17 protein-coding genes are annotated in these 20,459 nt (G+C 64.0%); 10 read left to right on the plus strand and 7 right to left on the minus strand.

Features of this window, described 5'->3' with window-relative positions:
* Positions 1-32 precede the first annotated feature (32 nt).
* Entirely contained in the window at positions 33-884 is an 852-nt protein-coding gene (locus U5A67_RS15285) for a helix-turn-helix transcriptional regulator (protein ID WP_321815033.1), read from the minus strand.
* Between the two features lie 208 nt (positions 885-1,092).
* On the opposite strand from U5A67_RS15285, the gene U5A67_RS15290 reads away from it, so the two are divergent.
* Positions 1,093-1,923 (plus strand): carbon-nitrogen hydrolase family protein, encoded by an 831-nt coding sequence (locus tag U5A67_RS15290; protein ID WP_205984371.1) that lies wholly within the window; start codon positions 1,093-1,095, stop codon positions 1,921-1,923.
* 310 nt (positions 1,924-2,233) lie between these two features.
* Positions 2,234-3,589 (plus strand): APC family permease, encoded by a 1,356-nt coding sequence (locus tag U5A67_RS15295; protein ID WP_205984372.1) that lies wholly within the window; start codon positions 2,234-2,236, stop codon positions 3,587-3,589.
* A gap of 116 nt (positions 3,590-3,705) precedes the next feature.
* On the opposite strand, the gene U5A67_RS15300 is transcribed toward U5A67_RS15295, so the two are convergent.
* Complete coding sequence (locus U5A67_RS15300) at positions 3,706-4,377, minus strand: GntR family transcriptional regulator (RefSeq protein ID WP_205984373.1); 672 nt, start codon at positions 4,375-4,377, stop codon at positions 3,706-3,708.
* 416 nt (positions 4,378-4,793) lie between these two features.
* On the opposite strand from U5A67_RS15300, the gene U5A67_RS15305 reads away from it, so the two are divergent.
* Both U5A67_RS15305 and U5A67_RS15310 read left to right on the plus strand, forming a co-directional pair.
* Positions 4,794-5,948, plus strand: a complete 1,155-nt coding sequence (locus tag U5A67_RS15305) for a branched-chain amino acid ABC transporter substrate-binding protein (RefSeq protein ID WP_205984468.1) — start codon at positions 4,794-4,796, stop codon at positions 5,946-5,948.
* A 399-nt stretch (positions 5,949-6,347) separates the two neighbouring features.
* A complete protein-coding gene (locus tag U5A67_RS15310) occupies positions 6,348-7,502 on the plus strand; it encodes a DUF2242 domain-containing protein (RefSeq protein WP_321815032.1) in 1,155 nt (384 codons plus the stop codon).
* 22 nt (positions 7,503-7,524) lie between these two features.
* Here the strand turns inward: U5A67_RS15310 and U5A67_RS15315 are convergent, their stop codons facing one another.
* Positions 7,525-8,157: a LysE family translocator gene (locus tag U5A67_RS15315; protein ID WP_205984375.1), complete on the minus strand. Its 633-nt coding sequence runs from the start codon at positions 8,155-8,157 to the stop codon at positions 7,525-7,527.
* A gap of 394 nt (positions 8,158-8,551) precedes the next feature.
* Between U5A67_RS15315 and U5A67_RS15320 the strand changes: the two genes are divergently transcribed.
* Positions 8,552-9,034 carry an Lrp/AsnC family transcriptional regulator gene (locus U5A67_RS15320; RefSeq protein WP_205984376.1) on the plus strand — a complete coding sequence of 161 codons (483 nt, stop codon included), beginning with the start codon at positions 8,552-8,554 and terminating at the stop codon, positions 9,032-9,034.
* A gap of 18 nt (positions 9,035-9,052) precedes the next feature.
* On the opposite strand, the gene U5A67_RS15325 is transcribed toward U5A67_RS15320, so the two are convergent.
* Positions 9,053-9,772: a TetR/AcrR family transcriptional regulator gene (locus U5A67_RS15325; RefSeq protein WP_321815031.1), complete on the minus strand. Its 720-nt coding sequence runs from the start codon at positions 9,770-9,772 to the stop codon at positions 9,053-9,055.
* Between the two features lie 445 nt (positions 9,773-10,217).
* Between U5A67_RS15325 and U5A67_RS15330 the strand changes: the two genes are divergently transcribed.
* The 5 genes from U5A67_RS15330 to hydA all read left to right on the plus strand — a co-directional run bounded on the left by U5A67_RS15330 (position 10,218) and on the right by hydA (position 17,397).
* Positions 10,218-11,483, plus strand: a complete 1,266-nt coding sequence (locus U5A67_RS15330) for a Zn-dependent hydrolase (protein ID WP_321815030.1) — start codon at positions 10,218-10,220, stop codon at positions 11,481-11,483.
* A 109-nt stretch (positions 11,484-11,592) separates the two neighbouring features.
* Positions 11,593-12,987: an NAD(P)-dependent oxidoreductase gene (locus U5A67_RS15335; protein ID WP_321815029.1), complete on the plus strand. Its 1,395-nt coding sequence runs from the start codon at positions 11,593-11,595 to the stop codon at positions 12,985-12,987.
* A 64-nt stretch (positions 12,988-13,051) separates the two neighbouring features.
* Positions 13,052-14,329, plus strand: a complete 1,278-nt coding sequence (preA, locus tag U5A67_RS15340) for an NAD-dependent dihydropyrimidine dehydrogenase subunit PreA (RefSeq protein ID WP_205984380.1) — start codon at positions 13,052-13,054, stop codon at positions 14,327-14,329.
* 54 nt (positions 14,330-14,383) lie between these two features.
* Positions 14,384-15,889, plus strand: a complete 1,506-nt coding sequence (locus U5A67_RS15345) for an NCS1 family nucleobase:cation symporter-1 (RefSeq protein ID WP_321815028.1) — start codon at positions 14,384-14,386, stop codon at positions 15,887-15,889.
* Positions 15,890-15,939: 50 nt separating this feature from the next.
* Positions 15,940-17,397: a dihydropyrimidinase gene (gene hydA / locus U5A67_RS15350; protein ID WP_321815027.1), complete on the plus strand. Its 1,458-nt coding sequence runs from the start codon at positions 15,940-15,942 to the stop codon at positions 17,395-17,397.
* Between the two features lie 9 nt (positions 17,398-17,406).
* Here the strand turns inward: hydA and U5A67_RS15355 are convergent, their stop codons facing one another.
* The 3 genes from U5A67_RS15355 to U5A67_RS15365 all read right to left on the minus strand — a co-directional run bounded on the left by U5A67_RS15355 (position 17,407) and on the right by U5A67_RS15365 (position 20,224).
* Complete coding sequence (locus U5A67_RS15355) at positions 17,407-18,099, minus strand: flagellar motor protein MotB (RefSeq protein WP_321815026.1); 693 nt, start codon at positions 18,097-18,099, stop codon at positions 17,407-17,409.
* Positions 18,100-18,119: 20 nt separating this feature from the next.
* On the minus strand, positions 18,120-18,920 hold the full coding sequence (locus tag U5A67_RS15360; RefSeq protein WP_321815025.1) for a flagellar motor protein: 801 nt from the start codon (positions 18,918-18,920) through the stop codon (positions 18,120-18,122).
* Positions 18,921-19,009: 89 nt separating this feature from the next.
* Positions 19,010-20,224: a cyclic nucleotide-binding domain-containing protein gene (locus U5A67_RS15365; RefSeq protein ID WP_321815024.1), complete on the minus strand. Its 1,215-nt coding sequence runs from the start codon at positions 20,222-20,224 to the stop codon at positions 19,010-19,012.
* Positions 20,225-20,459: the final 235 nt, after the last annotated feature.

Here is a 20,459-nt window from a genome sequence, read left to right on the forward strand (position 1 = left end):
CAGGGCACCGTCGCAGCAAAACCGCAGGGCGCTCAGCCGCCCTCGCGCCCACGCGGCTCGTAAAACAACGCGAACAGTTCCGACTGCGAACTCACGCCTAGCTTCGCGTAAATGTGCTTTTTGTGCGCCCGCACGGTTTCGAACGAGATTTCGAGCCGTTCGGCGATCGCGCGCGTCGAAAAGCCCGACAAACTCTGCCGCACCACCTCGATTTCGCGCGCCGTCAGCGGCGTGCGTCCGCTTTGCTGCGTGACCGCCTCGAAACGGCTCGCACTGTCGATCTCCTGCAGCGCCCCGGCCGCGCTCGCTTCCACCGCCTCGGACTGCGGCACTTCCGTCATCGTATCGCTCGCGATCAACGGCTCGTACGCGAGCCGCTGGCGCATCAGCGCGATCACCCACGGCGCGAACAACGCGAACTGCGCAATATCGCGCTCCGTGTAATGGTGCTTTGCACCCAGCGAAAAAATCAGCGTGCGCTGCGCGTCGAACGGCACGTTGAACTGCACTTCATCGCCGATGATGTTGCTCTTGAAATAGCGCTGATAGTAGTCCGTCATGCGGAAGTTATCGGGCGCGACTTCGGCCAGCGTCACCAGCCCCGCGCGCGGTCTTTCGCACGCGTTGATATAGAACGGATCGAGCTGGTACATCCCCTCCAGATACGCGCGGAACAAGCGATCCACGGTGCCGTCGGGCATCGGCGACTCGGCGCAGACGAGCGGTGCGCGGTCGCGCACGAAGACCAGCGCGACCCAGTTGTCGAAGGCGGCGAAACGTTCAATGACGCGCGTCGTGCGGGTCCAGAAATCAGGGCCGTCGAGGGCGTCGATCAGCGTCGCGATGTGATGATGGAACGCGCGGTCCTGCCAGTCGTGTTCCATGGTTCCTCCGATCAGGGTACCCCTGCTGGGTAATTCCTGGACAAAAATAACGTGGTGATAATAGCCGCTCCAGACGCTGGCGCGGCCACAAATAAGCAATAGCCAGGCAACACCGCCGCCAGCCTGATAGATTGAGTCGCTTTTTACGATGTATGGGACCGCATCTGGCGCGCAAGAACGCGCCGGCGGCGGTCGACAGGAGACAGACATGCAACTCGAACTCGCGCAGATTCCCCTCGTGGACGGCGCCGTCGCCCCGAACCTGACGCGCACGATCGACGCGATCGGCCAGCGCCGCGCGGGCACCGACCTGATGGTCTTCCCCGAAGCCACCCTCACCGGCTTTCCCACGCGCGAGAACGTGCGCGATATCGCCGAAACGCTGTCCGGCCCGTCGCTCACCGCCGTGCGCGACGCCGCGCGCGCCGCCAGCATGGCTGTCGCCGTGGGCCTCGCCGAGCGCGACGGCGATCATTTCTACAACACCACGGTGCTGATCGACGAGCGCGGCGACATCGCCCTGCGCTATCGCAAGACGCATCTGTGGGCCACGGACGTGGGCGTTTTCACGCCCGGCGATCGCTACGAAGTCTGCGAATTCAAGGGCATGACCGTCGGTCTGCTGATCTGCTACGACATCGAGTTCCCCGAGACCGCGCGTGCGGTCGGCTCGCTCGGCGCCGAAATGCTGATCGTCACCAACGGCAATATGGACCCGTTCGGTCCGGTGCATCGCCGCGCGATCGTCGCGCGCGCGCAGGAAAACCAGATGTTCGCGGCGCTCGTGAACCGTATCGGCGATGGCGACGACAACCTCACGTTCCCCGGCGAATCGGCGCTCGTGAGCCCGTTCGGCGACGTGCTGGCCGAACTCAAGGGCGAAGACGCCGTGCTGCCCGTGACCGTGGATCGCGCGCTGCTGGCGCAAAGCCGCGAGCACTACAGCTATCTGCATGACGCGCGCATCGCGCTGAATCTCGCCGATGAAAACGACGCGCAAGGCCGCCGCTCGCTCAATATCCGTGCACGCGCGCGTTAATCGCCTTAATCGCTTTATCCCGGGTCGACAGCACGCTATGTGTGCCGGCCGATCCGGTCCCCCGCAGTATTGAACCGCTGATTGCCGCATCGCCGGCTTTGTCGAAAGACAGGGCTCGCGATGGCAGAGCAAGCAAATCTCAGTGATTCGGACCCCGAAACGAATCGCGAAGTCGAATTGAAGGACCGGCGCGCCACGCAGGGAGAATGCGCGCCACACGTTTGCACACGGATTCGCCCGGCCGTGCCTCGAAACAGGCCGCGCGGGTTCGCGCAACCCACACCCGCTGCACTTTGGAGACACCTGCATCATGAAGCCATCTTCACCGCCCGCCGCCAGCGGCGCACGAGAACCGCATCTCAAGCGCACGCTCGGCCTGCCTTCCGTGCTGCTGTTCGGCCTCGCCTACATGGCGCCGCTGATCGTCTACGGCACCTACGGCGTGCTCGCCGGTGCAAGCCAGGACACGGCCGCGCTCGCTTACCTGATCGCGCTCGTCGCCATCGTCTTCACGGCACTGAGCTACGGCAAGCTCGCGCGTCTGTTCCCGGTGGCCGGTTCCGCCTACACCTACACGCGCAAGAGCTTCAACTCGCACATGGGCTTCATGATCGGTTGGGCCACGCTGCTCGACTATTTCTTCCTGCCGATGGTGATCTGGCTGATCGGCGCGGCCTATCTGGGCGCCGCGTTCCCGAGCGTGCCCGCGTGGGTCTGGATCGTTGCGTTCATCGTGCTGACGAGCGGCCTGAACGTGCTCGGCATCGAACTGGCCGCGCGCTTCAACATCGTGCTGATGGTCGTGCAACTCGGTATCGCCGCGATGTTCGTCGTGCTGTGCTGCCACTACGCTTCGGCCGCTGCGGGTCCTGGCGGTCTCTTCACCGCGCAGCCGTTCTTCCAGCCGCACGTGCCGCTGTCGGCGACGATGGCGGGCGCCGCGATCGCTGCGTATTCGTATCTCGGCTTCGACGCGGTTTCGACGCTGACCGAAGAAACCATCGAGCCCGAAAAGACCATCCCGCGCGCCATCGTGCTGATCGCGCTGGTGGGCGGCGCGATCTTCGTGATCGCTGCGTACACGCTGCAACTCGCGCATCCGGGCGCCGTGTTCAAGGACCCGGATTCGGCCGCGTTCGAAATCGCCCGCAAGGTGGGCGGCGATATCTTCGTGACGATCTTCCTCGCAGGCCTGATCCTCGCGCAATTCGCTTCGGGCATCTCGGCGCAGGCTAGCGTTGGCCGACTGCTCTACGCGATGGGCCGCGACGAAGTGCTGCCCAAATCGATCTTCGGCTACATTCACCCGCGCTTTCGCACGCCGGCAATCAACATTGTGATCGCTGGTATCGTCGGCCTGATCGCACTGAAGCTCGATGTCGCCACGTCCACGTCGTTCATCAACTTCGGCGCGTTCCTCGCGTTCACCTCGGTGAACCTGTGCGTGATCCGCCAGTACTTCAACGGCGCGGCTGGTTCGCGCGGCTTCGGCTTCATGGGCGGCGTGGTGTTCCCGCTGATCGGCGCCGTCACCGACATCTGGCTGCTGTGCAGCCTCGAAAAGACGGCGATCGTGCTGGGCGTGATCTGGTTCGTGCTGGGTCTGGCCTACCTCGGCTGGATCACGCGCTGCTTCCGCCGCGCACCGCCGGAAATGGCTGTCTAAGCCGCAGGTTTTCCGCGCGCCAGGCTCGCGCAACACACACAAAAACGGCGAACGTCCCGCAAGAGGCGTTCGTCGTTTTTCGTTGCACGCGCAACGAAGCCGCGTGCCGCGCTACCTCAATCCGATAAACCCGCCAGCCGCGCCGCCGCCATCACTTCGCGTTTCGTATCGAGAATATGCTGCTCGATCAACGCGACCACGTCATCCACCGCGCGCCGCTTGCAGGCATCGACGATCTCGTAGTGATCGCGCTGCACGTCGCCCTTTTCCGTATCGAGCGACATGCGCAGATGCGGATAGCGATTCGTCGTGCTCAAACAGTATTCCTCGATCATCTTGCGCAGCCGCGAATTATTCGCGGGCGCGCACAGCGCGAGGTGGAACTGGCGGTTGTATTCGGCCCAGTCGGCGGGCGACGTCGCGGCGTCATACGCGGCGAGGATGCGCTTCATCACGTCGATATCGGCGGCCACCATATTCGGCACCGCCAGCTTCGCCGCGTAAGTTTCCAGCGCAGCGCGGATGTCGAGCAACTCGCAGATCTCGCGCGTGGACATCGCCATCACCACGGCACCGCGGTTGAGCTGATAGCTCACGAGCCCTTCGGCTTCGAGCTGGCGCAGCGCCTCGCGCACGGGAATGCGGCTCGCGCCGAAGCGCTCCGCCAGCCCCTCCTGGCGCAACTGCGCGCCCGGCGGCAGCACGCCGCGCAGGATCTCATCGCGCAACTGATCGCGGATGGTTTGAGGCAGCGATCGTTGGTCTTCCTTGCCCTGCACTGTCGTCATGTGTTCGTGAGCGTTTTGGCCGGCCGAGCGTGGGCCGACGAAAAATTGTTGTCGTCGTTTTTTTCGTCTGCCAGAATTGGATACAATCCACTCAGTTATGGATATTCAGCTTGATCGATTGTATCCGTCAATCTGTCCGTTCACTGTTGCTGCATCCTTGTCCGGAGACCCTATGGGATGTTGTAAGCGTCTGAAAAACAAACAAGTTTAGCGTATCCGCCCGGCCATCCCGAGGCCGTTGCGTGCGCAACGGTTTTAGGGTCGCAGCGTCGAGCACGCTGCCCGGCTCCAGTCGATTCACCCCTGCGCTTGAAGGTCCACCGCGTGTCGGCACGCGGTGCGGGCCCGCTCGCGCCATGAAAAACGTAGAACGTGAGGAGAGAACCAAGATGGCACGCAACACCCGCAGCAACACGATGAACACCACCCGCAACCCGAGCCTGCGCGCGCCCGCCCTGCTGGCCGCGCTGGCCGGCCTCTGGAGCGCCGGCGCGTTCGCCCAGGCCACCGATGTGAAGATCGGCTTCGCGGCCCCGCTGACGGGCGGCCAGGCCCACTACGGCGCGGACTTCCGCAGCGGCGTGGAAATGGCGATCGAGGACGAAAACGCCACCAACCCGACCATCGGCGGCAAGCCCGTGCACTTCGTGCTGGACGCCTACGACGATCAGGCCGACCCGCGCACCGGCACGACCGTCGCGCAAAAGCTCGTCGATGACAACGTCGCCGCCGTGATCGGCCACTTCAACTCGGGCACCAGCATCCCGGCCGCGCCGATCTACGCCAAGGCCGGCATCCCCGAAATCGCCACGGCCACGGCGCCTGCCTACACGCGCCAGGGCCTGCCGACGACCTTCCGCCTCGTGACCTCCGACGCGCAACAGGGCAGCGTGCTCGGCGCCTACGTCGTGAAGGATCTGAAGCTCAAGCGCTTCGCCGTGATCGACGATCGCACGGCTTACGGCCAGGGCGTCGCCGAAGAATTCGCCAAGGCCGTCAAGGCGGCGGGCGGCACGGTAGTCGCGCAGGAGTTCACCAACGACAAGGCCGTCGACTTCCGCTCGATCCTCACGCACATCAAGTCGGCCGACGCCGACGCGATCTTCTACGGCGGCGCCGACACGCAGGCCGCGCCGATGCTCAAGCAGATGAAGTCGCTGGCGATCAAATCGACGCTGATCGGCCCGGACATGATGCATTCCGCCGAACTGATCAAGATCGCCGGCCCGGCCGCCGAAGGCGCGCTGGCTTCGTCGGGCGGCAGCCCGCTCGACCAGATGCCGGGCGGCAAGAGCTATGTCGAGCGCTATTCGAAGCGCTTCAACAAGCCGGTCGAGCTGTATTCGCCGTACGCCTACGACGGCACGCGCGCGGTGTTCGCGGCCATGAAGAAGGCCAATTCGACCGATCCGCACATCTATCTGGCCTCGCTCAAGGGCACGGCGATGAAGGGCGTGACCACCAACGAACTCGGCTACGACCAGTACGGCGATCTGAAATACGGCGGCGTGACGGTCTACAAGGTCGTCAACGGCCAGTGGCAGCCGCTCACGACGGTCGGCACGAAGTAAAGCCGTCGCGAAGTCAGTGAACGCTCACGCCGCGCGCCTTCGGGGCCGCGCGTCGCGCACGGGACAGCCGGCGGTACTCGGCTGCGGCGCGCAAACCGGCGGGTAACACTTCTCCGCTCGTCGGCACGCGCGCCGGGTTGACACGGGCTCTCGCGCGACGCGGGAGTCCGTTTTTTTTGATCGATCAAAATTTTTTGCGCGGGTTCGCTTCCGGCGACGGCAATTCGCCGTCATGCGCGATGCTCCGTCAGACGGGGCTTTGAGCCCTTTTAGGGTCGGGGTTAAACGAGCGTTCGGTTGTGCAAGCCCGAACCGCACTACAATGCATGCCGTCCACTGGTTTGCCGGTCGTTCGTTATATGTATTTGTGTCCCGAACGCCGTCCTGTTTGCACCGAACATGCCCCGTTTTTCCAGACTTACCCCGTTCCTGCTGATTCCGCTCGTTGCTGCTCTTGGCGCGTGCTCATCCGCCAAACCCAACAAGTTTCAGGATGACCAGTTGCTGAGCAGCGCGCCCAGCCCGTTCTCGCGCAGCTTCAGCTACGCCAGCGCCGATGCCTGCGAGGCCTCGCGCCGCGCACTGCTGAGCCAGGGCTACATGACGACGATGACGCACAACGACACCGTCGACGCCACCAAGAACTTCCAGCCGACCAGCGATCAGCACATCGTCGTGGAAGTGCACGTGGTCTGTACCGTGGCGGACGCGACCAACACCAGCATCGTCTACGTGAACGCCGTGCAGAACGGCTATGCGCTGAAGAAGAGCGATACGTCGGCGAGCGTCGGTTTGTCGATTCTGGGGTCGGTGTCGCTGCCGATCCGCTCGAATAGCGACGAAATGGTGAAGGTGTCGAGCGAGACGATCCAGTCGGGCGCGTTCTACACGCGTTTCTTCGAACTGGTCGCGAAGTATCTGAACACGGTCGCGAAGAGCGAACCGGTGCCGGGTAGCGGATCGATCAAGATCACGCCGCTGCCGTCGGGTCTGGAGCCGGTCACGGCTTTGGCTAACTCCGGTGCGCCGGGCGTGGCGGCGCCGGGCACCTCGGCCGTCCCTGCCGCGGCCGTGGCGGCGGCGGCAACGGGCGCAGCGGCGCTTCACCCGGACTCGCTCGCGGCCACGCCAGTGTTGAGCGCGATGCAGCCGACGCAACCGACACAACCGACCAGCAACGTGCATGCGGTGATGCCAGTGGCGCCCGCCGCCACGGCGACGCTGCTCGCGCCGGTCGTGCCTGCTGCGGTGGCAGCGACGGCGAATGGTGCAAGCGGTGCGAGCGCGGTGGGTGTGGCCAGCGCCGCCAACCCGGCCAGCGCGCCGGCTACCGCTGCCGTTCAAGGCGCGAGCCAGAGTGTCTCGACTACGGCAGCGGCTACGGCAGCCGCGCCGGCTTCGGCGGCATCGTCGCCCATGAAGGCGGCTGCAGCAGCGCCCGCCAGCGCCGCAGAAACCCTCGCGGCCGCTTCAACGCCCGCAACCGCAACCGCCAGCGCCACGACTGCGGCGGCGGCTTCGAGCGTCACGACCACCGCCACGACCTCGCCCTGAGGCCGTTCCAGCGGGGACGCGCCTAGCGCAGCCCCGCCATCATCGCGCCCATTCCCACCAGCAGGCTGCCCATCAGCCGGTTCACCGCGCGCAGGCGGCGCGGCCGTTGCAGCACATGGCGCAGCCGGTGCGAAAACAGCGCCATCGACGCCACGCCACCCGCAAACAGCACCGCAAAGGTCGCCGCCAGCACCAGATACTGGCGATTCGCGCTCCACGCCGCATCGGCGCTCATGAATTGCGGGAAAAACGACGGAAAGAACAGCAGCGTCTTGGGATTGAGCCCCGAGGTCGCGAACCCGCGCCAGAACAGATCGCGATGCGAAGTGAGCGCGGGCTCCGCAGCGCCGCTCTCCTGCGCGCCGCCGAGCGTGCGGCTGCGCCACTGCTTGCAGCCCAGCCACACCAGATAAGCCGCCCCCACCCAGCGCAGCACCGTGAGCGAGTGCTCACTGATCAACAGCAGCGAATTCAGGCAAAGCGCCGTCAGGCCCAGTTGCAACAGCACCGCGAGCGTGCCGCCCCAGACGCAGGGCAGCGCACGGCGCCAGCCGGCCTGCAGCGCCTGGCTCATGGTGAGCACGTTGACGGGGCCGGGCGTGTAGACGAGGATCAGCGCGGCGGCGAGAAACGACAAATACAACTGGAGCGACATGTCCGGGAATTCTGGCTAAGGGCGTATCGAGGAAATGCGGCCCGGCAACAGGCGCGCAACGGAAATTCGGCAATAAAAAACCGCGCAACAGCGCGGTTTTCAAATGCCATCCGCCCGATCGGACGCTGCTGGACGCGAGATAGTCGCGTGCCGCGCCCGATAGCCGCCGCAGGGTGCAGCGAGGATCGGCTCAGACGGTCCACCGCGGCTTGTGGCTGCGGCGGCGCGCCCCGACGCGGGGAGGTGGCCGCGTGGGTCGTGCCAGGCGAGAAGGCATGTGAAAAATATACCGGGATTGGGGCGGGATAGGCTTCCTGTTTTCCAGCGCAAACTGCCCTAAACCAGAAGCTTGTTCCGATAGAATCCAGTTTTCCTGTACAAGATTCTTTTCACCATGACCACGCGCGAACGGCAGCCCAAAACCCTCGACAACCAGGACCGCAAGATCCTGCGCGCCTTGCAGCAGAACGCACGGCTGTCCAACGCGGAGCTGGCCGAGCAGGTCGGCATGTCCACGACGGCGTGCTGGAACCGCACCCGCCAGCTCGAAGCCGATGGCTATATCGACGGTTATGTGGCGCTGGTGAACCAGCGCAAGCTGGGTTTCGCCGATATCGTGATTCTGGAAGTCACGCTCGATCGCCATGAGGACGACGCGCTCGCGCGCTTCGGCTCCGAACTCGCGGCGCTGCCCGAAGTGCTGGAGGCGTATCTGGTGTCGGGGGAATACGACTACTGGATCAAGGTGGCGGTCGATGGCACGGCCGGCTACGAGCGTTTCCTGCGCGAAAAGCTTTATCGCATCTCCAGCATCCGCCATAGCCGGTCGATGTTTGCGTTGCGCTGCATGAAGGATGTCGCGTCGATGCAGGTTTGATTCGGCATACGAAATAAATCAGGCATTGGGCGAGCGCGCCCCGCTCGCCCGCAGAATCATCTTCACGACTTCCTCGGTGGTCGCCTCGAAGCTGGCCGCCGACAAGGCGCGCTTGCCCGCGAGCGCGCGTATCTGCGCTTCGAAGTCGGCGTAATGCTGCGTGGTCGCCCAGATCATGAAGAGCAGCGTTTTGGGCTCCACCGGCGCGAGCAGACCTTCGGCGATCCAGCGCTCGATCAGCGTCACGCGCGACTCCATCCACGGTTTCACGCGTTTCAACAGAATGTCCTGCATATGCGTCGCGCCGCTGATGATTTCATTGGCCCAGACCTTCGAGCCTAGCGGCCTGCGCCGCGACAGTTCCATCTTCGCGCGCACATAACCGCCAATCGCCGCGACGGGGTCGCTGCTCGCATCGAAGGTATCGGCGGCCGCATTCCATTCCTCGAACAGATCGTCGAGCACGCGCCAGTAGAGCGCGAGTTTCGTCGGGAAGTAGTAATGCAGATTCGCTTTGGGCAGGCCCGCGCGTTCGGCGATCAGCGCGGTGCTCGCGCCTTCGAAACCGCGTTCGGCGAATACGGCTTCGGCACAGGCGAGCAGATGCGATTCGTTCGACGCGCGAATCGAAGCCTTGCGGCGCGGCTTATCGGCTTTGTCGGCTTTGGTGGCCGCCTGGCCTGCGCTTTGGCGCACAGCAAGGTTCGCGGCTGGCGTGTGGGTGTCGTCGTCGCGCATGGCATCGGTCCGTTCGAAGCGTTCGAAAAGGAAGGCATCGCGAGGCGACGCCGGAATCATTGTAGACACGCGACGCGTACAAGGTGATCGCACACGTTGCGAATCCACGGGTAAACCTGCGTGCCGCGCGGTGTTTTTCACGCACTGCAACATCGATGGCACGCTTTTCGCTCGTAATACCGCATTGAATTCCCAAAGTTTATGGCCTACAACCTGTCCAATCGGACAGGATTCGGCGAGCGGGAAATCACTGCCCCGAACGAGCGTCGCGTGCATGCACTGGAATCGCGCAACTTATGCACAACACGCCCCAGACGATGGCACCGATGCACGCTTCATGAACACGCTTCATTCAGACAAGGCAGTCGCGGTCCCCACAGCGGTCATTTAAAAAACTCGCCGCGCCGCACTGCACCGCCAGTCGAACATTGACAGGAGAGCACGCATGAACGTAGTAAGCGAAGCCGCGCTGACCACCGCGATTCACGTGAATGGCCAGCGTCTCTGGGACAGCCTGATGGAAATGGCGAAGATCGGCGCGACACCCAAGGGCGGCGTGTGCCGCCTCGCGCTCACGGATCTCGACAAGCAGGGCCGCGATCTCATCGTCAAATGGGCGAAGGAAGCGGGCTGCACGGTGAGCGTCGATCAGATGGGCAATGTGTTCATGCGCCGCGCCGGCCGCAACAACGATCTGCCGCCCGTGATGACGGGTTCGCACGCGGATTCTCAGCCCACGGGCGGCCGCTTCGACGGCATCTATGGCGTGCTGGGCGGTCTCGAAGTGATCCGCTCGCTCAACGATCACGGCATCGAAACCGAGCATCCTGTCGAAACGGTGATCTGGACCAACGAGGAAGGCTCGCGCTTTGCGCCCGCCATGGTGGCCTCGGGCGTATTCGCGGGCGTGTTCACGCTCGATTATGGTCTGTCGCGCAAGGACGTGGACGGCAAGACCATCGGCGAGGAACTCAAACGCATTGGCTACGCGGGCGATCTGCCCTGCGGCGGCCGCAAGATTCACGCGGCGTTCGAACTGCATATCGAACAGGGGCCGATTCTCGAAGCGGAGAACAGGACGATTGGTGTCGTAACCGATGCGCAAGGCCAGCGCTGGTACGAAGTCGTGCTCACGGGCCAAGAGGCGCACGCCGGTCCCACGCCGATGCCGCGCCGCCGCGATGCGCTGCTGGGCGCTTCGCGCGTCGTGCAGCTTGTCAATGAAATCGGCCTGCGCCACGCGCCGCTCGCCTGCGCGACGGTCGGCATGATGCAGGTGCATCCGAACTCGCGCAACGTGATTCCGGGCCGCGTGTTTTTCACGATCGACTTCCGCCATCCGCTGGACGAAGTGCTGGCGAAGATGGACGCGGAACTGCGCGAAGGCATCGCGAAGATCGCCGAACAAGGCAAGCTCGAAACCGAGCTCGAACAGATTTTCTATTACGCGCCGGTGCCGTTCGACAAGGCTTGCGTGAAATCGGTGCGCGCCGCCGCCGAGCGCTTTGGCTATTCGAATCGCGACATCGTGTCCGGCGCGGGCCACGACGCCTGCTATCTGGCGACGGTTGCGCCAACCTCGATGGTGTTCGTGCCGTGCATCGACGGTATCAGCCACAACGAAATCGAAGACGCGACCGAGGAATGGATCGAAGCGGGCGCGAACGTGCTGCTGCATGCCATGCTCGAACGCGCCAGCGAGCCGGGTTGAGCATGCGCGTTTAGTCGAATAACACCATAACAAAGCTGTTTCCCACGTACCGGCTGCCGCGCAACGCGCAGCCGGCGGACCCGTGTTTTGCCTCGCAAGGAGCATCCGGATGTCCCACTCCGCCATCAAAAATACGCGTGCCACGCAAGGCATCGCAGCAGCACGGCTTAGCGCAGAAGAGCTGGGCTGCCAGTTCGCCGATGTCGCGCCGCCGCTTTCCGCGGGCGCGGCCGTCATCGCTTCCGATCGCTGTCACTATTGCTACGACGCGCCTTGCGTCGCGGCCTGCCCGACCGGCATCGACATTCCCAGCTTTATCCGCAAGATCGGCAACGGCAATCTCAAGGGCGCCGCGCGCGATATCCTCAGCGCTAATCCGCTCGGCGGCATGTGTTCGCGCGTGTGCCCGACCGAAATCCTCTGCGAAGGCGCCTGCGTGCGCAATCATCAGGATGGCGAACCAGTTCAGATCGGGGCGCTGCAACGTCATGCCACCGACTTCCAGATGACGCGCGAGAGCGAAGGCGCCGCGCCGCTGTTTCGCCGCACGAGCGAAACGGGCCGCAGCGTGGCGGTGATCGGCGCGGGGCCGGCGGGGCTCGCGTGCGCGCATACGCTCGCGCTCGCCGGACATGACGTGACCGTGTTCGATGCGCGCGAGAAGCCCGGCGGCCTCAATGAATACGGCATCGCCGCTTATAAGACGGTGGACGATTTCGCGCAGCGCGAAGTTGCGTGGCTGCTCTCGATTGGCGGCATCGAACTCGCGCAAGGGCAGCAACTGGGCCGCGATATCACGCTCGACGCGCTGCGTGAAAAATTCGATGCGGTGTTTATCGGCATCGGGCTGGGCGGCACGCATGCGCTGAAGATCGACGGCGAAGCGCTCGAAGGCGTGCGCGATGCGGTGGACTTTATCGCCGGTCTACGCGAAGCGGACGACCTTGCAACGCTGCCCGTGGGCCGCCGCGTGGTGGTGATCGGCGGCGGCAATACCGCTATCGACGCCGCCGTGCAAAGCCGCAAGCTGGGCGCGGAACACGTCACGCTCGCGTATCGCCGGGGCAGCGCGCAGATGAGCGCGACGTGGGCCGAACAGGAATTCGCGCGCCAGCAAGGCGTGACGATTGTGGAGTGGATGAAGCCCGTGCGGATCGTGGGCGATGGCGCGGTGCAGGCGGTGGAGTTCGAGCGCGCCACGCTCGATGCGAACGGCGTGCTGCAAGGCAGCGGCGAGATCGAGCGTATCGAGGCGGACATGGTGCTCAAGGCCATCGGCCAGAAGTTGCTGCCCGCCGGGCTCGAAGCCTTGCAGTTGAGCGAAGGCGGCGTGCGCATTGCCGTCGATGCCGATGGCGCGACCTCGCTCGCGGGCGTCTGGGCCGGCGGCGATTGTGCGGGCCATGGCGCCACCGATCTCACCGTGCAGGCGGTGCAGGACGGCAAGCTCGCGGCCCGCGCGATCGACCGCTATCTCGCCGCGCAAACCGGCAAGGCCGCTTAAGGCAGAAGCACTAAAGCCAACGCAAAAGCAAACGCCCCACATCGATAAAACAAGGAGTCGCATCATGGCCGATCTGCGCTGCTCGATTGCCGGTATTGAATCGCCCAATCCGTTCTGGCTCGCCTCCGCGCCGCCCACCGACAAGGCCTACAACGTCAACCGCGCCTTCGAGGCGGGCTGGGGCGGCGTGGTCTGGAAAACGCTCGGCCTCGATCCGCACGTGGTCAACGTGAGTTCGCGCTACGGCGCGACCACGTGGCGCGGTCAGCGCATCGCGGGCCTGAACAATATCGAGCTGATTACCGACCGCCCGCTCGACGTCAATCTCAAGGAAATCGCCCAGGTCAAACGCGACTGGCCCGACCGCGCGCTGATCGTCTCGCTGATGGTGCCGTGCACCGAAAGCGACTGGAAATGGATTCTGCCGCTGGTGGAAGACACTGGCGCCGATGCCGTGGAACTGAACTTCGGCTGCCCGCACGGCATGAGCGAGCGCGGCATGGGCGCGGCCGTCGGCCAGGTGCCCGAGTACATCGAAATGGTCACGCGCTGGGTCAAGGAAGGCACGCGCCTGCCCTGCCTCGTCAAGCTCACGCCCAACGTCACGGATATTCGCCACGGCGCGCGCGCGGCGCTCAAGGGCGGCGCGGACGGCGTTTCGCTCATCAACACCATCAACTCGATCGTGGGCGTCGATCTGGACGTCATGGCGCCGCTGCCCACCGTCGACGGCAAGGGCACGCATGGCGGCTACTGCGGCCCGGCCGCCAAGCCCATCGCGCTGCACATGGTCGCTGAAATCGCGCGCGACCCGCAAACACAAGGCCTGCCGATCTCCGGCATCGGCGGGATTTCCGACTGGCGCGACGCCGCCGAATTCATGGTGCTGGGCGCGGGCAGCGTGCAGGTCTGCACCGCCGCGATGCACTACGGCTTTCGCATCGTCGACGACATGATCGACGGTCTGTCGAACTGGATGGACGACAAGGGCTACGCGAACCTCGACGCGATTCGCGGCCGCGCCGTGCAGAACGTCACCGACTGGCAGTACCTGAATCTGAACTACGACATCAAGGCGCGTATCGATCAGGACCGCTGCATCCAGTGCGGCCTCTGCCATATCGCCTGCGAAGACACCTCGCATCAGGCCATCACCGCGACGAAGGACGGCGAGCGTCATTTCGAAGTGGTCGATGCCAATTGCGTCGGGTGCAATTTATGCATGCATGTCTGCCCGGTCGATGCATGCATCACGATGGAGCGCGTCGACAACGGCCGCTATTCGAACTGGACCACGCATCCGAACAACCCGGCGCGCGTGGCCGATCCCAAAGCGGCCTGATCCCAGCCAGTCATTCAACATAAACCAAACGACAAGACCCGGAGAATCCGCATCATGAGCCAGCCAGCAATGAGCGGTGACGCGAGCGCGCGCCACAGTGCCAGCGAGTTGTACAACGACGACCTCGCGCCCACGGGCGTCGCGCAGCGCACGTGGCGCTGGTATCACTTCGCGGCGCTGTGGGTGGGGATGGTGATGAATATCGCCTCCTATATGCTCGCGGCGGGCCTGACCGAACAGGGCATGTCGCCGTGGCAGGCGGTGATCACCGTCTTGCTCGGCAACGTGATCGTGCTCGTGCCGATGCTCGCCATCGGCCATGCGGGCACGAAATACGGCATTCCGTACGCGGTGCTGGTGCGTTCGTCGTTCGGCACGCAGGGCGCGAAACTGCCGGCCATGCTGCGCGCCATCGTGGCGTGCGGCTGGTACGGCATTCAATCGTGGCTGGGCGGCAGCGCAATCTACACGCTCGCGAATATCCTCTTTCACAACGCGCTCGTAGGCGATGCGCTGCCGTTTCTCGGCATCTCCATCGGCCAGGGCGCGTGCTTCCTGCTGTTCTGGGTGCTGCAGCTTTACTTCATCCTGCACGGCACGGATTCGATCCGCTGGCTCGAAAGCTGGTCCGCGCCGATCAAGGTGGTGATGTGCGTGGCGCTGGTCTGGTGGGCGTGCTCGAAGGCGGGCGGCGTGGGCAGCATGCTCTCGCAGCCTTCGCAGTTCGCGGCGGGCGGCAAGAAAGCCGGCCTCTTCTGGGTCACGTTCTGGCCGAGCCTCACGGCGATGGTGGGCTTCTGGGCCACGCTCGCGCTGAATATCCCGGACTTCACGCGCTTCGCGAAAACGCAGAAAGATCAGCTGGTGGGTCAGGCCATCGGCCTGCCGATTCCGATGGCGCTGCTGTCGATCGTATCGGTGGTGGTGACGTCGGCGACAGTCGTGATCTACGGCAAGGCGATCTGGGACCCGATCGATCTGACGAGCCGCATGGAAGGCATCGGCGTGGGCATCGCGCTGGTGATCCTCACGCTCGATACGATGTGCTGCAATCTGGCGGCGAATCTGGTCGGCCCGGCCTACGACTTTTCGAGCCTCTGGCCCAAGGGCATTTCGTACAAGATGGGCGGCCTCATTACGGCGGGCATCGCCATCGTCATGATGCCGTGGAAGATTCTCGCCACCACGCAGGGCTATATCTTCACGTGGCTCGTGGGTTATTCGGCGCTGCTCGGGCCGGTCGCGGGCATTCTGATGGTCGATTATTTCCTGATTCGCGGCACGCGTCTGAACACCGACCAGCTCTTCGAAGAAAGCGGCGAATATGCCTATTCGAACGGCTGGAACCCCGCCGCCGTGATCGCGCTGCTTGCGGGCGTGCTGCCGAATCTGCCGGGCTTTCTCAACGTGGCCTTTCCGAACGCGTTCCCTTCCGTACCCGACGCGTTCAAGGGACTCTATACCTATGCGTGGTTCGTGGGCCTCGCGATTGCCGCCATCGTCTATGGCGTGCTGATGAAACTCGGCAAGAGCCGCAGGCCGAGCATCGCGAACGCATGAACGCATAACAACACTGGAAATGCAGGCTCAACCGAAGGAGACATAGCATCATGGCGATCCTGATTCGAGGCGGCACCATCGTCGACGCGGACAAGACTTATCGCGCCGACGTGCTCTGCGACAACGGCACGATCACGGCGATCGGCGAAAACCTCGACGCGCCCGCGAGCGCCACCGTGGTCGATGCGGGTGGCCAGTATGTGATGCCGGGCGGCATCGACCCGCACACGCATATGGAGCTGCCCTTCATGGGCACGAAGGCGCACGACGACTTCTATACGGGCACCGCGGCGGGTCTCGCGGGCGGCACCACGTCGATCATCGACTTCGTGATTCCGAACCCGAAGCAGCCGCTCATGGAAGCCTTTCGCGAGTGGCGCGGCTGGGCCGAAAAAGCCGCTGCCGATTACGCCTTTCACGTGGCGGTGACGTGGTGGGACGAAAGCGTGCATCGCGACATGGGCTTGCTCGTGAACGATCACGGCGTATCCAGTTTCAAGCACTTCATGGCGTACAAGAACGCCATCATGGCCGACGACGAAATCCTCGTGAACAGCTTCGCGCGCGCACTCGAACTGGGCGCGCTGCCGACCGTTCACGCGGAAAACGGCGAACTGGTGTTCCAGTTGCAGCGGCAATTGCTGGCGCGCGGTTTTACGGGACCGGAGGCGCATCCGCTTTCGCGTCCGCCCGAAGTCGAAGGCGAAGCGGCCAATCGCGCGATTCGTATTGCGCAGGTGCTGGGCGTGCCGGTGTATATCGTGCACGTATCGGCGAAAGAGGCTTTGGAGGCGATCACGCGCGCACGTGCGGAAGGCCAGCGCGTATTCGGCGAAGTGCTCGCCGGGCATCTGGTGATCGACGAAGCGGTGTATCGCGACCCGGACTGGACGCGCGCCGCCGCGCACGTCATGAGCCCGCCGTTCCGCACCAAAGAGCATCGCGATGCACTCTGGCGCGGTCTGCAAGGCGGTTTGCTGCAAACCACGGCCACCGATCATTGCGTGTTCTGCGCCTCGCAGAAAGCCATGGGACGTGACGATTTCACTCGGATTCCTAACGGATGTGGCGGCGTGGAAGACCGCATGGCGATCCTCTGGGATCAAGGCGTGAACACGGGCCGCCTCACGCCGAACGAATTCGTGCGCGTGACGTCCACCAACGCGGCGCAGATCTTCAATCTCTATCCGCGCAAGGGCGCAGTGGCAATAGGCGCGGATGCCGATCTCGTCGTCTGGGACCCGGAAGCCACGCGCACGATCTCGGTGAAGACGCATCATCAGAACGTGGACTTCAACGTCTTCGAAGGCATGACGGTGCGCGGCGTGCCCACGCATACGGTCTCGCAGGGCGAACTGGTCTGGGCCGACGGCGATCTGCGCGCGCGGCGCGGCGCGGGGCGCTATCTCAAGCGGCCCGCCAATCCTGGCTATCTGCAGGCTTCACGGCTCGCAAAGCAGTTGAAGGAAACCGAGCCGGTGCATCGCGAAGGCGACAAGGTCGCCTGATAGCCGGATTCAGTACTGCACGACGATAGCCACGCGCCGGTTCAAGGCGCGGCTAGCGGGGTCGGTGCCGGCAACGAGCGGGAAGTTGTCGGCCCGGCCGATCGCCGCGAGGCGATGCGGCTCGACGCCGCGCTCCACCAGATAGCGCACCACCGCGCCCGCGCGCGCCGAAGAAAGCTCCCAGTTCGACGCATAACGCGCGTTCGCAATCGGCGTGCTGTCCGTATGTCCTTCCACGAGAATATTGCCGTTGGGCACTTGCGCCAGCACGCCCGCCACACGGCTCAATACGTCGAAGGAATCGGGCAGCAACGCGGCATCGCCTGCATTGAACAGCACCTTGGCATTGATGCCGATCTCCACGCCATGCGCGACCGGCGCGATGGTGATCTCGCCGCGTGCGCGCAGCGGATCGAGCGAGGCCATTAGCGTGCGTTCGACGCCTTGAGGCTGGGCGGCGCTCGCGGGAACCACCTGGGGCTGAGTATGCGTTTGCGTCTGCGTCTGAACGCGCAAATCCTGTTCATGACGCTTCGCCAGTTGCATCGCGTAGAGCGCGAGGAACAGCACCATCATCGTCGTGATGAGGTCGGCGTAAGAAAGCAGCCAGCGGCCGGATTGTTCGCCGTTTTCTTCTTCGTCGTGATCGAGAATGTCCAGCGTGAAGTCGCGCGCCGCGTGCTTGTCGGGTGACGTTTGCATGCTTGTGAGTCCGCTCGCGCTCAATTGACCGTCGCGCCGGCCTGCGCGTTCTGACGCGCCCAGGCGTTCGCATCGCCGCGCGCGCCCACTTCGCCGGCAAGACGCGTCGCGATCATATGCGGCGTTTCCTTGCGCGAAATCGCGAGCAGACCATCGAGGTAAAGCTTGCGCAGACGCAGTTCGCTTTCGATATGCGCGCGCATCTTGCCGTAAAGCGGCAGGAACACGAGATTGGCCAGCGCGAGCCCATAAAGCGTGGCGACAAACGCCACTGCGATCCCCGTGCCCAGCTGCGAAGGTTCCACCAGATGCGCGGTCACCTGAATCAGACCAAGCACCGAACCCAGAATGCCAAAGGTCGGCGCATAACCGCCCGCCTGCTGCCAGACGCGCGCGGCGGCCATATTCGCGCGGCCATACGCTTCGAGTTCGCGATGCAGCGCGTCTTCGAGCACCGCGGTCGACACGCCGCCCGCCAGCAATTCCAGGCCGCGCCGCGCGAACGGATGAATACCGTTCCAGTCCATCGACTCGAAAGCAAGCAGGCCGTTGAGCTTGGCCTGATCGCCCCATTCGAGCACCGCCGCGAGGCTGGCTTCATCGACCTGTTGCGCGCGGATAAATACGGTGCGCAGGCGGCGGATCGCGTCGAAGAATCGCGCCCAGGTATTCTGGATCATGACCGCGCCGAGCGTGCCGCCCAGCACGACCAGCAACGCTTCGGGCTGAAGCAGCGAACCGAAGTGACCGCCTTCGAGCATGAAGCCGATCACCACGGCCGCACCACCCAGAAGGACTCCGAACAAAGTAAGCAGATCCATGCGTGTTCCGATATTCAATATGTGTGACGCAGGCGGAACCGGCGCGCCCGACTATCGCGGGCGCGCCAACGGTTCGGCTTGTGGATGAATTACGCGGCGTGCGCCTTGAGTTCGCGCACAGCGGTAATCAGACGCTGCTCGATGCCTTCCAGCTCCATCGGATCGGACTTGATCTCGCGGCGCATCAGCCACGAAATCTCGTTCTTGCGCGCCTCGGACAGCACCGACTGCAAACGCTCCGACACCGCCGGATCTTCGAGCGACGCCAGCAGCTTCGCGAGATCGTAAGTATCGAGTGCGTTGACCGCGTCGAAGAGCGTGCGTTGATCGACGAACAGCAGATCGTCGAGCGACTTCACATCGCCCGAACCGCGATTCGCGCGCTTGCTGAAGTACGCCACGCCCTTCTGCTCGACAAAGTTCAGCACCTTCGACTTTCTGAACGCGAACAATTCGTCGGCGATTTCGCCATGCGAGAGCTTGTTGAGCAGCAGCTTGCGCTCCACGCCGATCAGCGCTTCCAGATCGCTCAGTTCGATCAGTTCGAGTTCGCTGTTGATCGACACATCCAGATCGTGATCGGCCACCTGGCCCGCGCGGTCGATGATCCGCACCGGATCGAAGGTGACGAACTGACGGCCCAGCGCGCCTTCGCTTGCGGCACCGGCCAGATGCGTGGGCGTCTGGCCCGATTCCATCGTAATGAGGTTGAGCTTTTCCATGCGACGCAGCATGGCCATCACGTGCGGACGCGAATGGCCCGCCACCGCGCGGCATTTGTGCACGACATCCGCGAGCGCGACGCTCACTTCGCCCGCGCCCGATCCCGATCCTGCGCCTTGACGCAGCCAGCCGCTCTTCGGCTCGGCGCGTTCGGCACCCGCGAGCAGCGACAGCACGTGCGCGTAGGACAGCACGCCCGGCATGAAATCGGCGTGCGTGTAAGTGGCGAGTTGATCGTCCTTCGCTTTCGCGCGGCGGATCATGGTGCGCACGACATGGCGCAGCAGCGGCGACACGCGTTCGAGTTCGTCTTCGATGATGTTCGCGGGCACGACGGTCAACTGGCAGAACGACAGCGCCTTGGCCGTGCTCGGGCGCGGCTCGGTGCCCAGCAGCGCGCTTTCGCCGAAGAACTCGCCTCGGCCCAGCGTGGCCGTCACGACGCGTTTTTCTTCACAGCGGGTGGAGATTTCGACTTTGCCGTCGGCGATGACGAAGAGCAGGCGTTCGCCCGCGAAGCCTTCCGAATAGATGACTTCGCCCGGCGCTGCTGTGCGCGACCATGTTTGACTGCGATTCAAGGTGATTCCCCGTGTGCGGTGTCTTTGCCGGCCGTCTCCGGCGCACGGTTCAAGCCGGGCTCCGGGACGATCGATCTGATTCTCGTATTACTGCCGTTTACGGCTTCGCTCAGGGGGTTCTTGAATCAATTTGCATGGCATTTGCGTGTGTGCAAATGCGCATTGCGCGCGCGCCAGGATGCGCGACAGGTGATATGAGTTTTTTAGCGCTCCAATTGGCTCGAATAACATCAAG

The organism is Paraburkholderia sp. J69-1 (assembly GCF_905220255.1).
In the GTDB taxonomy this organism is placed as follows: domain Bacteria; phylum Pseudomonadota; class Gammaproteobacteria; order Burkholderiales; family Burkholderiaceae; genus Paraburkholderia.